This window comes from Mesorhizobium sp. WSM4821, assembly GCF_055901555.1.
Genome location: NZ_CM148371.1, coordinates 1,546,955 through 1,561,045, shown reverse-complemented (window position 1 = coordinate 1,561,045; position 14,091 = coordinate 1,546,955). Strand labels below are relative to the sequence as shown.

Sequence of the window (14,091 nt, the reverse complement as noted above, 5' to 3'; positions counted from 1 at the left end):
GCAAAGAAAATGTCCGATCATGGAGCTGGCCCTAGGTCGATCGCCAATCCCGAGATCGACATTACAGACGTGTTTGCGTTTCCCAGTCCCGAGCGTCCCGGCAACCTTGTCCTCATGATGTGCGTCTTCCCGTTCAAGGAGATCGAGGCGACCAGGCTCTTCTTTTCGGATGCACTCGACTATCGGCTCCGGGTGCGCCCCATCCGTATAGCGGCAAGCGGGCCGGCGGCCGCCTTCGCAGTCGGAGACCAGGAGTGCCACTTCAGCTTCGCCTTCGACGTACCGAAGATGAGCGGCGATCGGATGGTGCAGACAGGAGTGTGCCGCAGCCCGTTGGGCGACATTACAGTCCGCGTCGGCGATGAAGGGGGCGCGCAAAGTAACGGCGTCCACATCTTTGGCGGTTGCCGGCTGGATCCGTTCTTCGTCGATCAGTTGTTTTCGGGGGGGATACGCATGACGCGCAAGATTCCCCCGATAACTGCGGTGAATTCTGTTGAGGGTCAAAATGTCCTCAGCATTGTCGTCGAAGTCGAGCATGGGAAGCTGTTTGGTGCGAACGCGAGCTCGCTTGTCGCCATCGTTGCCGAAACCGCGACCAATGGTTCGTTTCGGGCACGCCTCGACCGTGTTGGCCGCCCCGAAATCAAGAACTTCATCATGATGGACAAGGCGGCCGACACCGTAAACCGCGATTTGGATGTTCGGGACCTCTATAGCGAAGAGGACGGGTTCAAGCTTCGCCCGGATTACCTCGGTGCCTATCGGGCGCGCCTCAACGGCAGCATGTCGACCTATGACAGCCTTGACGGAAAGACCGACTGGCCGCTCGACAAGAACGGCACGCACCCGTTGACGGAAATGCTCCTCGCGGACTTCCTGGTGGTGGACATGTCCAAGTCGTTCGACGAGGACGGCTATCTCGAGATCGAACTCGCCATGCTCGACGGTACGGAACACAAGACCTGCGGCGGCCGCTGGGTCAACCACGACGTCGTCGATTCTCTCTTCACCATCCTCATCAACAAACGCAATGGTCCGCGCATTTCAGATGGCGTCGACCAGACGGCGATGCCGGCGCCCAAGGTTTTCCCGTACTTGTCGCCTCCGAATCCGATGCCGCCGAAGCTCGCGCCGCTTGTGGGTATTCCTACATGAACGGCGCGGCGCCTTCGGTCGGCACGATCCGCACCACCCATGGCGCGATCGCGCTGTCGCATCTCACAGCCCAAATCGATGGCTACGAGCGTCGGGCTGCGAGCGGAGAGAAGACGAGCGTCGCATGGGCGAAGCTCATCGACCTTGTCACGCTCAAAGCGCAGATTCTTGGTCGCATCGCCGACTATGAGCGGGCCTCGGATCTTGCCGAGCGACTCGCCGAAGCGTTTTCCGAGGACGGACTGGCATTCCTGACGCGAGCCCGGACGCGCGCGAGCCTGCATCGCTTTGCGGAAGCGATGCAGGACCTCGAACGCGCCATGCAGCTCGGTTTGTCGGGACGTGAAGTCGACGCCGAGAAGGCTGCAATCCTGCAGGCGGTTGGACGCTACGGGGACGCAATGACAATTCGCCAGTGCATCGCGGATGTTTTCCCGGATTTCGACAGCGCTGCCGGCCTGGCTTCTCTGCACGCCGATCTCGGCGAGACCGACGCCGCAGAACATTGGTTCGACGAAAGTTACCGCCGTTACCGAAGCGTCTCTCCGTTTGAACTGGCCCAGCTGGAGTTTCAGCGGGGGCACATGTGGATGGCGAAGGATCGAGAACGTGCTCTCCATTGGTTTCTCACGGCTTGGCGGCGCCTGCCATTTTACGCTCGAGCTGAAGGCCATTTGGCCGAAGTCGAGTTTGTGCTGGGCCATCGGGCTGCCGCGATATCGAGGCTCAAGCGCCTGGCTGCCGACGCCGACGATCCGGACTACGCCGCTGAACTTGCGGGCATTCTGCGAGAAATCGGTCGCATCGATGAATCCAATGCATGGCAGGCGCGCGCCGAGGTGCGGTACGAAGAATTGATCGCACGGCACCCGGCTGCATTCGCCGATCACGGCGCACACTTCTGGCTCTCAATGGGGAACAATCCGGGAAAAGCCTTGGATCTCGCACGCCTCAATCTTGAGATTCGTGACACGCCAAAGGCACGCCAGCTGTTCTCCACCGCACTCGCCGCGTGCCCCAGCGACTCACGCGTAGGCGGGTCCACGGTGCGTCCAACCGACAGCGTTAATGAACTCGGCGATGCCACGTAATCGAAACAGGAGGAAGCCCAATGCTTAAGCGTCTCGCCTGTCTCCTGCTCGGTGTATTCGCAAATGCCGCACCAGCCTTCGCGCATGTCGCTTCAGGGTACCATGGGTCCTTCCTGTCTGGCTTCTCACACCCGTTTTTCGGCCTCGATCACATCGTCGTCATGGTCGCCGTGGGCATGTGGGCGGTCTCGGTCGGTGGGCGAGCTCAGTGGCTCATCCCGACTACCTTCATCGGGTCGATGACCGCGGGCTACATGCTGTCAATCGCCGGAATCGACGTTCCGTCCGTCGAATCAATGATCCTGGTCTCCGTCCTCGCAGCCGGCGTTGCCATTGCCGCCCCGATCCGACTTCCAACCGTGCTCGGCGCGTCGCTGGCCGGCATTTTTGCCTTGTGTCACGGCTCGGCCCACGGAGCCGAGCTGGGTACTGCAGAATCGCTCCCTTTCGGTGTCGGCCTTGCAGCCGCCGCCGCGGTCCTTCACGCGGCGGGCATCGGGCTTGGTTTGCTGATCGGCTCAGGCGCTCACGTGGGTAAAGGTGATGGGGCGGCTCCTTTCAAGTGGAACGGCGAAGGTTAGAGCAAGTGGGCCGCGCTTCGCTTCCCGACAATACCAGGCCGATCAACATGCCACTTTGGCTAATCCCCATGACCTACGTGGTTACCGGTATCGTTCTCGGCTTTGCGCTGCCGCGGATCTCTCTCGCGACATTGGCTTGGGTGGACCGGGACGGATCGGCGACTGTGCCGCTCTTCTCCATCCTGGTCGTCCTCGCACTGCTCATCGTGAGCATGCTGATCTTCGCACTCTTGATGCAGCGGTTGAGCAGCCTTCCAATCACCAGCGTGCTCGAGATGATCGGAGATCGGAGTCGCGCGGTCATCGACGTCCTCTTTACCGTTACCGTTAGCAGGGATGTCTCGCATGCGGTCATCCGTCGACGGCGGCAGGACCAGTTCCACAAGACCGACATGAACGCCAGCCGCTGGTTTTGTTTGGACCAAACGCTAGGCCTGCAAAGGAGCGCTATGCCATGACGCTCCCCGGTATTATCTCGCTCGCCTTCGCGGTCAGTCTGTTCGTCCTCGTGCTCGCACTTGGATTGAAGACGACGCTCGACGACATGACCTTCCTTTTTCGCAATCCTGGTCTTCTCATTCGCTCCATTTTGGCGATGAACGTCATCCTCTTTGCTCTCGTGGTTTTGGCTAGCGTGATGTTCGACCTCGATCCAGCCATCAAGATTGCGCTGGTTGCGCTCGCGGTCTCGCCGGTGCCACCGCTCCTCCCGGGAAAGCAGATTTCGGCAGGCGGAGCAGCGCACTACGCCGTGGGACTGCTAGTCGCCGCCGCAATTGTCGCGATTTTCCTCGTGCCGATCAGCATCGAGGCCATGGAGTACGCCTTTCCTTTCCAGCTTCACATTAGCCCGAGCAAAGTGCTTTCCGTGATCGTGCTGTCGATATTCGCACCGTTGATCCTCGGGATGATTATCGCCCGACTGGCCCCGGACTTTGCCGAGCGCATCGGCCCGCCCTTGTCATCCATGGCGGGCGTTCTGCTCCTGGTGGCACTCATTCCAACCTGCATCAGCGCGTGGCCGGATCTCTGGAGACTGGTCGGCGATGGAGTGGTGCTTTGCCTCATCCTGTTCACGGCAATCGGACTCTTGGTCGGCCATCTTCTCGGTGGACCGGACCCGGGCAACCGCACGGTCCTCGCGCTTGCCAGCGGCACTCGTCATCCCGGGATCGCGATGGCGATCGCCGGCCTCAACTTCCCGGACGAACCCGGCGTAGCGGCTCTGATCGTCTACCATTTGGTGATCGGCGCTTTGGTATCGGCTCCCTACATCCGGTGGCGCGTGCATCTTGGGCGGCGGCTTCCCTGACGGCCCCCCTCACACAGCCAACCTCCCCTGCTCCACCTCCTCCGCATTGGGATCGCCCGGCGCCGTCGCCCAGGCCAGTTCCACCAGCGTCACTGTCCGCCTTCCGACCCCATCGAGCTGGCAGACGATCAGCCCCTGCTCCTCGATATAGGTCAGCAGGCGCCGGGCGCGGCGTAGCGAGTGCGAGCCATAGGCGCGGGCGATCGTCGCGTCGCTCGGGCAGGGCCGGCCCTCCTTGGCCGCGCGGGCGATCATCATGAACACGCCCTGCATATCCTCGGGCAGCAGCGAGGCGCGCACCGAGACATCCTGCCAGGCGTCATCGCCTGCCATGTCGGAACCGAGGCCGGCCCGCGCCCGCGTCAGCATGCGGCGGAACTCGGGCAGATCCGGCACGACCGAGGCGAGGCCTTCGATGCGGCAGCGGACCACGAATTCCTGATAGAGCACGCCGATGACGCGAAAACCCGCGTCGGGTTGCGCCAGCACGGCGCGAAGGACGCGGTCGACCCGCTCGCGCCGCTCCGCCAAATCCTCGGCGCTGATCGGCGGCTCCACCGCTTCCGGGCGGATTTCCAGCGCCGCCGACTTCGCCGCCATCAGTTGATCGAGCAGGTCCGGCGACGCCCGGCGCTGCGGCCGGACGGTCTCGGGCGGCGGGGCTGCCAGGATGATCGCGCGGGCATCCTCCAAAGCCGCTTCCGGCAGCGGCATCAGGCGCGGGCTGCCGTTGCGCGGACTTGTCTCCGTCGGGCCGATGCGCAAGCCCAGCGGACGGCGCGACAGCGCCGGGCCCAGCGCCATGAAATGCCCGCGCTCCAGGTCGCGGAAAGCCTCGGCCTGGCGCCGCTCCATGCCGAGAAGATCGGCGGCGCGCGCCATGTCGATGTCGAGAAAGGTCCGGCCCATGAGGAAATTGGAAGCCTCGGCCGCGACGTTCTTGGCGAGCTTGGCCAGCCGCTGGGTGGCGATGATGCCGGCCAGCCCGCGTTTGCGGCCACGGCACATCAAATTGGTCATGGCACCGAGCGAGAGTTTGCGCGCCTCGTCCGGGACCTCGCCGGCCACGGCCGGCGCGAACAGCTGCGCCTCGTCGACCACCACCAGCATCGGGTACCAGTGGTCGCGGGCGACCTCGAAAAGCCCGCCAAGGAAGGCGGCGGCGCGCCGCATCTGGTTCTCGGCGTCGAGCCCTTCGAGATTGAGCACCGTGGAGACGCGGTGGATGCGCGCCCGCTCGCCGGCGCTCTGCAGGCCGCGCTCGGTATGCTCCTCGGCATCGATCACCAGATGGCCGAACCGGTCGCCCAGCGACACGAAGTCGCCTTCGGGGTCGATGATGGTCTGCTGCACCCAGGGGGCGCTCTGCTCCAGCAGCCGGCGTAGCAGATGCGATTTGCCGGAGCCCGAATTGCCCTGCACCAGCAGGCGGGTCGCCAGCAACTCCTCAAGATCCAGGGCCGCCGGGGCGCCCGCGCTCGTGTGGCCCATCTCGATCGCAACGGTCATGTCTCGACTCTCCTTGGGGAGAGGGCTTATCAACCCGACCGCAGCCCGTCGAGCGCGCATGGCCGGGCGCCCGGTGTTGCGCACAGGCTGTACGCTGCTGGCCATTGTGACGTCGCGACTTCATAGCGCTCGGCGATTATGAAACGGACTCGATTCCCGTGGCTCCGGGCCGGAAAAGCAGCAGCGCGAGTCCGCCGACCAGCACCACATTGACCAATGCAAGTGCTGACAGCACCGCAAGCATGCCATGCGCACCGGCTTGTTCGATAAGCAGCGCGCCCATGGAAGGGGCGGCGGCTTGAGCAATCAGGCTTGGCATGGCCAGACGACCCATAAGCCTGGCATAGCCGGAGGCGCCGAACAGGGCCAGTGGCAACGTTCCCCTGGCAATTGATTCCAGGCCGATGCCGGCACCGTAAAACGCCAGGGCCAACGGGACGATCGGCATTCCCATCCAGAGAGCCGACACCCCGATCGCGACGCATCCGACCGACACGACCTTTGTCCATATCGGGTGGTGATAGCGGGAAATGACCATCTCGACTGCGCGCGCGCCGACCTGAGACGGACCGACAAGCGCGCCCAGCCCTACCGCGGCGGCCAGCGCCATGCCGCTCGACTGGAGGACAGTCAGAAGGTGGACCGAGAGGGTCGAGGATATGACCGCAGCGAGCGTTATGGTTATCGCCAGGATGACCATGACCGGCGTCGATCTCGTCCTTGGTGTGGAAGCCATGACCATGTTCTGGTCGGCTTGGCCAGCGGAACCGGCAACGCCGCGCGGCAGGATGAGGAGATACAGCGGCAGCGCGATCAGCAATTGCACGGCGGCATAGGTCAGGCATGCCCCGCGCCACCCGATCTCCCCCATCAGAAAGGCCGAGAGCGGCCAGCAGATGGTGCTTGCAAAGCCGCCGAAGAGCGTAAGGCTGGTGATGGCCGATCTTGCTCCATGGCCATAGAGGCGACCCAGGGTCGCAAAGGCGGCGTCATAAAGACCGGCTCCCATCCCAAGTCCAATCACCAGCCACGCCGCTATGTAAATGATCAGGTTGGGAGCGGCAGCCAACCCAATCTGTCCGATCCCGATGAAAAGGGCGCTGATCGCCAGGACATTTCGTCCGCCACGCTTCTCGATGGCAATCCCCACATAGGGCGAGATCAACCCGGCAATCAGCAATCCGAGGGACAGCCCTCCAACAACCCATGCCAGCGGCCAGCCTGTCTCGGCCGCGACCGTCGGCGCAATGACGGCCGGGAGATAGTAGGACGATCCCCATGCTATGATCTGCGTTACGCCCAATGCCGCGACGATCGTGCGGCGGCGGCGCATGACGGCCGTGGCAGTCGGCACAAGGCTCATGCCGCGACGCCGCAACCGCATCCTGCCTTGCCGCCCGCCTTTGCCTCGGCGTCCGCAACGCAGCAGGCATCGACCGCCGCCGGCGCCTGTCCGCCGCAGCAACCCTGGGACAACGCGCCCGAAACAGACACCGGCACAGTGCAGACGCCGGTCTCGGGCAACACCAGCTGCACGGCATCGGCGGCAGCCATGTCGCCGGCGAGCGCTGCGGCGACCGAGCGGACCTGCTCATAGCCTGTCAGCAGCAGGAACGTCGGGGCGCGGCCATAGCTTTTGACGCCGACCGTGTAAAAATCGGGCTCGGGGTGGCTGAGCTCGCGGTGACCATGCGGCGGGACGTCGCCGCAGGAATGCTCATTGGGATCGATCAGCGGCCCCAGCGCCTTGACGCCTTCCAGCCACGGATCGAGATCCAGCCGGAGCTCTCGGGTCAAGGCGAGGTCGGGGCGTTGGCCCGTCGCGGCGATGATCCGGTCGACGGGCCCGAGTGTGCGCAATCCGTCCTTTGTCTGGCCTTCGACAACCACGCGGCCGTCGACCTCGCGGATGGCAATTGTGGCAAAGCCCGTCACCAGCCGCACGCGTCCGCTCTCGGCGAGCTCCCGGACATCGGAACCGAGCTCGCCCCGCGCCGGCAGGGCGTCGGCATCGCCGCCGCCATAGATGCGAACGAGGTCGGTGCCGCGCGTCACCCATAGTGCCGAGGTGTCCGGTTCGGTTTCCGCGAGCCCAGCCAGTTCCAGCAAGGCATTGGCGGCGGAATGGCCGGCACCCACCACCAATGTCGTGCGCCCTGCATAGAGATGACGGTCGCGGCCGAGAACATCCGGTATGCCGTAGGCGATGCGGTCTCCTAATTCCCTCTCACCTTCGGCCGGCAAGCCGCCCGCGCCGAGCGGATTCGGCGTTTGCCAGGTGCCGGAAGCGTCGATGACGGCACGGGCGCTGTCCCGGCGCGTGCCCTCGGCGGTTTCGACCAGAAGCATGAACGGCCGCGTCTCCCGCGCCTTGCTCAAGACCTTGTCGGCGCCCCATCTGGAAATGGCGACGACACGGGCATTGGTCTCGATCGACGGCGCCAGTTCGGCAAGCCTTGCGAGCGGCGCGAGGTACTGGTCGACGATCTCTCCGGCCGTGGGGAACGCCTCCAACTCGGGCATTTGCCAGCCGTGACTCTCGAGAAGCCTTCGGGTGACGGTGTCGACACAATAGCGCCACGGCGTGAAAACCCGCACATGGCCCCAATCTAGAAGGTTCGAGCCGACCCCGGGACCGGCCTCGTAAACCCTGACCGCAAGACCGCGGCTGACAAGCTGGGCGGCGGCCGCCAGGCCGACAGGTCCGCCGCCGATGATCGCGACCGGGAGATTGCTGTGAGAAATCATGACACACCTTCTATACTTCTGGGATTATAGAAATATTCGCCAAAAAAAGAGCTACGCAGCCGCCTCGCCGACAGCCGGGCTGCATGCGGCATCGGCGCAACATTCATCGGCAAGAAAACCGAGGAGATCGTCCATGACAGGATAATTGGCACGGCAGATCAGCGTCGTTGCCTGGCGTTCCTGGGTGACCAGGCCGGTCAGGATCAGCCGGTGGAGGTGATGCGACAAGGTCGACGCGGCAATGCCAAGTGTCTCTTGCAGGTATCCGACCGGTCGCCCGGTTTCACCTGCCCTCACCAGCGTACGATAAAGCTTGAGTCGCGTCGGATTGCCGAGCGCCTCAAGCTGTTTTGCTGCTTGTTCGAGTTTCATGGAAGTAAGCTAGCCCCGAAGCAGCGCCGAGTCAATACTATTTCGAACATTATCGAATTATCCGTATACTGGTATCCGATCGCAGCCGCTTGTGAGACCGACCAGGATGATCGTGTATCCAGCTACGACTCCGAAGAGGAGCAACCACCCCTCAAATCGACCGCTGATTAACCCGCTTGGCGACCTCTTCGGCGCTTTCGACGCGCTCGGAATACCGGTCCGTGAGATATCCGGTCCGATCCCGCAGGAGCAGCGTGAACTTCATCAGTTCCTCCATCACGTCGACGATCCTGTTATAGTACGCAGACGGCTTCATGCGGCCAGCCTCGTCGAACTCGTTGAAGGCCTTGGCCACCGACGACTGGTTGGGGATGGTGACCATCCGCATCCAGCGGCCGAGGATGCGGAGCTGGTTGACGGCGTTGAAACTCTGTGAGCCGCCGGAAACCTGCATGACAGCAAGCGTCCGGCCCTGAGTGGGCCGCATTCCGCCCAGCGATAATGGCAGCCAATCGATCTGCGCCTTCATGATACCGGTCATCGAACCGTGGCGTTCGGGCGAACACCAGACGTGACCTTCGGACCACAGCGACAGCTCACGCAACTCCTTCACCTTAGGATGATCGGCAGGCGCCGAATCCGGCAACGGCAGACCGGCAGGATTGAAGATACGGACTTCGGCACCGAGCCAGGTCAAGATACGTGCAGCTTCCTCAGTGGCCAGCCGGGAATAAGAACGCTCCCGCAAGGAGCCGTAGACCATCAGAATTCGAGGTTTGTGAGCGGCGACGGGCACATTGAACAGCGCCGATTGATCGATCGCCGGGAACTGCTCCATCTGGATGTTCGGAAGGGACTCCGCCTGGTCGGCTAATGTCATGATCCAAGGCTTCCTTCATATTTCGAATCTCATCGAAATAGATAGATACCGCTCATCACGGTGTCAAAACAAATTCGAAAAATGTCGAAATATCTAGCCTGCGCGCTTACCCTCGGCGTCGATGACCACCTCGCCGTCCTCCTTGGCGAAGGGGCCGATATTTGGGTTGGGCAGGATGTCGAGAACGGCTTCCGAAGGCCTCGCCAGAATAGTGCCGAGCGGCGTCACCACGATCGGCCGGTTGATCAGGATCGGATGCGCCAGCATGAAATCGACGATCTCATCATCGGTCCATTTGGGATCGCCGAGATTGAGCTCGGCGTAAGGCGTACCCTTCTCGCGCAGCAATTTGCGTGGCGTCATCCCCATCGCCTTGATCAACTCGACCAGCCGCTCTCGCGATGGCGGGTTTTTCAGATACTCGATCACATCAGGCTCTTCGCCGGACCGCCGGATGATGGCGAGCGTGTTGCGCGAGGTGCCGCAGCCGGGGTTGTGGTAGATGGTGATGGTCATTGCGCGGCCTTTTCCGTCGACATCGTGCTCCTGACCGCAGCGCCCTGCTCGTACCAGCCCCTGCTGCGGTTCACGATCCATACGACCGACAGCATGACGGGCACCTCGATAAGCACGCCGACAACCGTTGCGAGCGCGGCGCCCGAGTTCAGCCCGAACAGTGCGATCGCGGCGGCAACGGCCAGTTCAAAGAAGTTCGACGCTCCGATAAGGGCGGATGGTCCGGCCACGCAGTGCCGCTCGCCCGACATGCGATTGAGGAGGTAGGCAAGTCCGGAGTTGAAATAGACCTGGATCAGGATCGGCACCGCCAGCAGTGCGATCACCAGCGGCTGGCCGATAATCTGCTCGCCCTGAAAGCCGAACAGCAGCACCAGCGTCGCCAGCAGGGCAAAGAGCGACAAGGGCTGCATCCTGGCGAGAAGCGCATCGAGCGCGGCCTGTCCCTTCGTCGCCAGCAGCCGGCCTCGAACGAGCTGCGCGACGATGACCGGCAGCACGATGTAAAGTGCGACGGACAACACGAGCGTGCCCCAGGGCACTGTGATCGCCGAAAGACCGAGCAGCAACCCGACGATGGGCGCGAACGCGACGATCATGATCGCATCGTTCAGCGCGACCTGCGAGAGCGTGAAATTCGGCTCGCCACGCGTCAGGTTCGACCATACGAACACCATGGCCGTGCATGGGGCGGCGGCGAGAATGATCAGCCCGGCAATATAGGAATCGACCTGCGCCTCGGGCAGCAACGGCCGGAACAGCCAGCCTATGAAGAGCCAGCCGAGAAGCGCCATGGAGAACGGTTTCACGGCCCAATTGATGAACAGCGTCACGCCGATACCGCGCCAATAGGTGCCGACCTTGGCAAGCGAACCGAAATCGACCCGCAGAAGCATCGGAACGATCATCAGCCAGATCAGTACGGCTACGGGAAGGTTGACCTTCGCGACCTCCGCCGCCGCGATCGCGGAGAACGCGCCCGGCAGCAGGTGGCCGAGCGCGACACCCGCGACGATACACAAAGCCACCCAGACCGTCAGATACTTTTCGACGAAACCTATACCGGGTCGCGGCGCCTCGCCCGCGTTCAGAACGTGATCTGTCACGATGCGTCCCTCCTCAACCGGCCTTCGGTAGATCGCGGCCGATTTCATCCAGCCGTTTCTGCAAGGCGAGCTTGTCGATCGTGTTCATCGGCAGGCTGATGAAGATCGAGATCCGATTGTTGAGCATGCGGTAGGTTTCGGCGAAGGCCAGATGCTTCTCGGCGTCGGTGCCTTCCACGGCCGCAGGATCGGGCACGCCCCAATGCGCCGTCATCGGCTGTCCCGGCCAGATCGGGCAGGATTCATTGGCCGCGTTGTCGCAGACGGTGAAAACGAAATTCATTTCAGGAGCGCAGGGAGCCGCAAATTCCTCCCAGTCCTTCGAACGGGCGAACGACGTGTCGTGGTTGAGAGTCTTCAAGAGCTGGAGCGCGAAAGGATGGACCTCTCCTTTTGGGTGCGAACCGGCCGAATAAGCCTTGAACTTGCCGGCTCCGACCCGATTGAGGATGGCTTCGGCAAGGATCGACCGTGCCGAATTGCCGGTGGAGAGAAAAAGAACGTTGTATGGTTCACTCATCGCGCATCCTCCTTCAACATTCACAAGTGACAGCTTGAATGACGGGCCGGCACAGCTCCGGCGCGCCGTTGCAGCAATCCTCCATGAGATAGGCAAGCAGGTCGCGGAAGCCGGTCATGTCGGCGACGTAGCGGATCGTCCGGCCGTCGCGCTCGGCCCGTACGAGGCCGGCATGGCCGAGGACCTTCAGATGCGCCGACATGGTGTTCTGCACCGTATCGAGGCGCGAGGCGATCTCGCCGGCGGGAACACCGTCCGCGCCCGCCCGCACCAGTAGGCGAAACGCCTCGAGCCTGGTGTCCTGGCCAAGAGCTGCTAATGCGAGAAGAGCGGTGTTCTTATCCATGTATCCTAGAATCTCGAATTATCGATGTATATGGCCAACGTATGACAGATGGATGACATGGGCAAGCAGCTCATCACCTTCACCCCGCAATCGTTCAGCGCGCGGAAAATATGGCGCACCTTCTTCACTGCGTCATAGGCTTCGACGCCAGCCGGGGACCGGTCTTGACGTCGACGATCTCGGGCTTCGCGGTATCGATCGTGCGTCCCAGCCGCCACCGAGGGCCTTGTTGAGGGCGATGTAGTCGGTCGCGATCGCCACGCGGCTTTGCAGCAGATCGTCCTCGGCCGAATAAAGCGACCGTTCGGTGTCTAGCACATCGAGAAGGCTCGTTTCCCCGGACTTGTAAAGAGTACGCGCGATGCGCGCGGCGTCGCCATAGGAGTTCGCCGAGGAAAATGCCGTCGAGCCGGTCGAGTTGGACCGGCTCGTCCGCGACATCGAGGCCGAGATGGTTTCGCTCGGCCATGCCGTCTCGATCGGCCATCTCGACAAGGTCTCGGTCAGGGCCGGCGCGCTCGGCCTGCGCCGCGCGCTGCGCAACCTGATCGTCAATGCCGCCACGCATGGCAAGGGCTGCGGCGTCTCCCTGTCCGCAGCCGACACCCGCGCCACCTCACCATCGCCGATCGCGGACGGGGCATTCCGCCGGAGCTGCTCGGCAAGGCGTTCGAGCCCTTCTTTCGCGTCGATCCCGGCCGCCGGCAGTCCATTCCGGGCGCCGGCCTCGGCCTCGCCATCGCCAAGGAAATCATAGAACGCCACGGCGGCGCCATCACGCTAGAGAACCGCGCCGGCGGCGGCCTTTCCCAGAGGGTGGTTTTCGACGCAGTCTCCTGATTCTGGACGCGTGCGCGAGCTATCCTGATCAGTCTCGAGCAACATCCTCAAAGCTCAGATTGAACCGCGAGAGATATTTGCGCAGCCGGTCGGCATCGTTGCCGCTGGTCTTTTGCTGCCGCGAGACCGCGAACAATTTCCGTCCGGCCGCGCTGATGGACTTGCTGCCGCGGCAAATCTCCAGCACAGCGGCAAGCTGCGCCTGATCGAATATGTCGATCCGGCTTTGGCGGTCGGGACCGAGAACGTCCAGCAGGATCGCTTCCCGATCGCTGGCGTCACCGGCTCGCCACAGCGCCGTCAGGCGCTCGATCTCGTCGCGTACGGCTTCTTCGTTGATGCGGCCAAGCGGCGCCGGGGTAGCCATGCGCGTGACTGAGGCCGAGAGGTCGCGGAAATTCGCTCGCCACATGGCATCGGGCGCCATGGCGAATTTCAAATAGAGCTCGCGTGCTTCCTTGTTGAAGGTGGCATTCTGTCCCCGGCGCTCGCTGAACCGGCGGAACTCGAATTCGAGGTTCGGCTCTATGTCCTCCTTGCGGTCGCGCAGGGCCGGAAGCTGGAAGGTCCACAGGTTCAGGCGTGCAAAAAGATCCTCGCGGAACTTGCCTTCCTTCACGCCGATCGACAGATCGCGATTGGTGCCGGCGAGAAGCTGGAAATCCGACATGACATCCTGATCGGCGCCGACCGGCAGGAAACGTTTTTCCTCGATGGCGCGCAGGCACATGGCTTGCTCGTCGAGACCGAGTTCGCCGATCTCATCGAGAAACAACACGCCCTTGTTGGCCGATTTCATCAGCCGGCGCGCTCGTTCTGGGCGCCGGTGAAGGCGCCCTTGACGTGGCCGAACAGCGTCGACATCGCCTGGTCGCCGCGCAACGTCGCGCAATTGACCTCGATGAAGGCGCCGGACACCTGCCGCTGCGCCTTCTTGAGTTCGTAAATGCGCCGGGCCAGTTGCGACTTGCCGGCGCCCGTTGGGCCGGTGAGCAGCACCGGCGCACGCGACTTGACCGCCACCTTCTCGATCTGGTCGATCATCTGGTTGAAGGCGGGATTGCGCGTGGCAATGCCCGACTTCAGGAAGGACGTCGCCTCGTCGCGTTCGA

15 protein-coding genes and 3 pseudogenes are annotated in these 14,091 nt (G+C 63.0%); 7 read left to right on the top strand and 11 right to left on the bottom strand.

Features of this window, described 5'->3' with window-relative positions; translation table 11 throughout:
- Positions 1-9: 9 nt before the first annotated feature.
- The 6 genes and pseudogenes from AC0NID_RS07400 to AC0NID_RS07375 form a co-directional block, all read left to right on the top strand.
- Positions 10-249: pseudogene (locus AC0NID_RS07400) on the top strand (DUF4331 family protein); the annotation flags it as partial.
- A gap of 84 nt (positions 250-333) precedes the next feature.
- A complete protein-coding gene (locus AC0NID_RS07395) occupies positions 334-1,158 on the top strand; it encodes a DUF4331 family protein (RefSeq protein ID WP_473452657.1) in 825 nt (274 codons plus the stop codon).
- Positions 1,155-2,249, top strand: a complete 1,095-nt coding sequence (locus AC0NID_RS07390; protein WP_473452252.1) for a tetratricopeptide repeat protein — start codon at positions 1,155-1,157, stop codon at positions 2,247-2,249. Before AC0NID_RS07395 ends, AC0NID_RS07390 begins: the two co-directional genes overlap by 4 nt.
- A gap of 20 nt (positions 2,250-2,269) precedes the next feature.
- Positions 2,270-2,830, top strand: a complete 561-nt coding sequence (locus AC0NID_RS07385; protein ID WP_473452251.1) for a HupE/UreJ family protein — start codon at positions 2,270-2,272, stop codon at positions 2,828-2,830.
- 68 nt (positions 2,831-2,898) lie between these two features.
- Positions 2,899-3,288 (top strand): hypothetical protein, encoded by a 390-nt coding sequence (locus AC0NID_RS07380; protein ID WP_473452249.1) that lies wholly within the window; start codon positions 2,899-2,901, stop codon positions 3,286-3,288.
- The gene (locus tag AC0NID_RS07375; RefSeq protein ID WP_473452248.1) at positions 3,285-4,142 is read left to right on the top strand and encodes a bile acid:sodium symporter family protein; all 858 of its coding nucleotides are present in this window, start codon (positions 3,285-3,287) and stop codon (positions 4,140-4,142) included. The genes AC0NID_RS07380 and AC0NID_RS07375 overlap by 4 nt, the downstream gene beginning before the upstream one ends.
- Before the next feature lie 9 nt (positions 4,143-4,151).
- Here the strand turns inward: AC0NID_RS07375 and AC0NID_RS07370 are convergent, their stop codons facing one another.
- The 10 genes and pseudogenes from AC0NID_RS07370 to AC0NID_RS07325 form a co-directional block, all read right to left on the bottom strand.
- Positions 4,152-5,651, bottom strand: a complete 1,500-nt coding sequence (locus tag AC0NID_RS07370; RefSeq protein ID WP_473452246.1) for a helicase HerA domain-containing protein — start codon at positions 5,649-5,651, stop codon at positions 4,152-4,154.
- Positions 5,652-5,787: 136 nt separating this feature from the next.
- On the bottom strand, positions 5,788-7,014 hold the full coding sequence (locus tag AC0NID_RS07365) for an MFS transporter (protein WP_473452244.1): 1,227 nt from the start codon (positions 7,012-7,014) through the stop codon (positions 5,788-5,790).
- Complete coding sequence (locus AC0NID_RS07360) at positions 7,011-8,399, bottom strand: NAD(P)-binding domain-containing protein (protein ID WP_473452242.1); 1,389 nt, start codon at positions 8,397-8,399, stop codon at positions 7,011-7,013. The genes AC0NID_RS07365 and AC0NID_RS07360 overlap by 4 nt, the downstream gene beginning before the upstream one ends.
- A gap of 51 nt (positions 8,400-8,450) precedes the next feature.
- Positions 8,451-8,771: an ArsR/SmtB family transcription factor gene (locus AC0NID_RS07355; RefSeq protein WP_473452240.1), complete on the bottom strand. Its 321-nt coding sequence runs from the start codon at positions 8,769-8,771 to the stop codon at positions 8,451-8,453.
- A gap of 151 nt (positions 8,772-8,922) precedes the next feature.
- Positions 8,923-9,651 (bottom strand): arsenical resistance protein ArsH, encoded by a 729-nt coding sequence (gene arsH / locus AC0NID_RS07350; RefSeq protein ID WP_473452238.1) that lies wholly within the window; start codon positions 9,649-9,651, stop codon positions 8,923-8,925.
- 93 nt (positions 9,652-9,744) lie between these two features.
- The gene (gene arsC / locus AC0NID_RS07345; protein WP_473452236.1) at positions 9,745-10,167 is read right to left on the bottom strand and encodes an arsenate reductase (glutaredoxin); all 423 of its coding nucleotides are present in this window, start codon (positions 10,165-10,167) and stop codon (positions 9,745-9,747) included.
- The gene (arsB, locus tag AC0NID_RS07340) at positions 10,164-11,273 is read right to left on the bottom strand and encodes an ACR3 family arsenite efflux transporter (RefSeq protein ID WP_473452234.1); all 1,110 of its coding nucleotides are present in this window, start codon (positions 11,271-11,273) and stop codon (positions 10,164-10,166) included. Before arsB ends, arsC begins: the two co-directional genes overlap by 4 nt.
- Positions 11,274-11,286: 13 nt before the next feature.
- Positions 11,287-11,793: an arsenate reductase ArsC gene (locus tag AC0NID_RS07335; protein WP_473452233.1), complete on the bottom strand. Its 507-nt coding sequence runs from the start codon at positions 11,791-11,793 to the stop codon at positions 11,287-11,289.
- Positions 11,794-11,806: 13 nt separating this feature from the next.
- Positions 11,807-12,139: an ArsR/SmtB family transcription factor gene (locus tag AC0NID_RS07330; RefSeq protein ID WP_473452231.1), complete on the bottom strand. Its 333-nt coding sequence runs from the start codon at positions 12,137-12,139 to the stop codon at positions 11,807-11,809.
- A 124-nt stretch (positions 12,140-12,263) separates the two neighbouring features.
- Positions 12,264-12,535, bottom strand: a pseudogene (locus AC0NID_RS07325) (TolC family protein); the annotation flags it as partial.
- Between AC0NID_RS07325 and AC0NID_RS07320 the strand changes: the two are divergent.
- Complete coding sequence (locus AC0NID_RS07320; protein ID WP_473452655.1) at positions 12,458-12,979, top strand: ATP-binding protein; 522 nt, start codon at positions 12,458-12,460, stop codon at positions 12,977-12,979. The pseudogene AC0NID_RS07325 and the gene AC0NID_RS07320 sit on opposite strands and share 78 nt — an antisense overlap.
- Positions 12,980-13,007: 28 nt before the next feature.
- On the opposite strand, the pseudogene AC0NID_RS07315 reads toward AC0NID_RS07320, so the two are convergent.
- Positions 13,008-14,089, bottom strand: a pseudogene (locus tag AC0NID_RS07315) (sigma 54-interacting transcriptional regulator); the annotation flags it as partial.
- Between the last annotated feature and the right edge of the window lie 2 nt (positions 14,090-14,091).